Source organism: Flavobacterium sp., assembly GCF_003525665.1.
Taxonomy (GTDB): Bacteria; Bacteroidota; Bacteroidia; order Flavobacteriales; family Flavobacteriaceae; genus Flavobacterium.
In genome coordinates, this window is sequence record NZ_DQDX01000071.1 from 394 (window position 1) to 810 (window position 417).

General features: G+C 28.3%; 1 protein-coding gene. It reads left to right on the forward strand.

Going from position 1 to position 417, the window contains the following annotated elements; genetic code table 11:
- On the forward strand, positions 1 to 231 hold a 231-nt coding region (locus tag DIU01_RS04980), incomplete at its 5' end, for a YraN family protein (protein ID WP_290832139.1).
- Positions 232 to 417: the final 186 nt, after the last annotated feature.

A 417-nucleotide genomic window follows, 5' to 3' on the forward strand; every position in this document is an offset into this window, starting at 1 on the left:
AAAGAAAACATACTTGCGGTTGTTGAGGTAAAAACTCGTTCGTCAATTGAGTTTGGATTGCCTCAAGATTTTGTAAAACCCAAGAAAATTCAACTTTTAGTAAAAGCAGTAAATGAGTATGTTATTGCTAATGATTTAGATGTTGAAGTTCGGTTTGACATCATCGCTATCCACAAAGACGCTAAAGATTTTAGTATTGAACATATTGAAGAAGCATTTTACTATTTTTAAAACTATTCAAAATCACGCAAAAAACACTTTTACTTTAAGCTACATTTGAAAATTTTGATAAAAAAACAACTTCAATATTTCTAAATCTATCTAAAAATTCGGCAATAATTGAATCTGATTATGAAGAATTTAAAGTTCCGATTTTAATTTCAGTTGGAGAAAAAGACGTTATGGTTAATGTAGAAG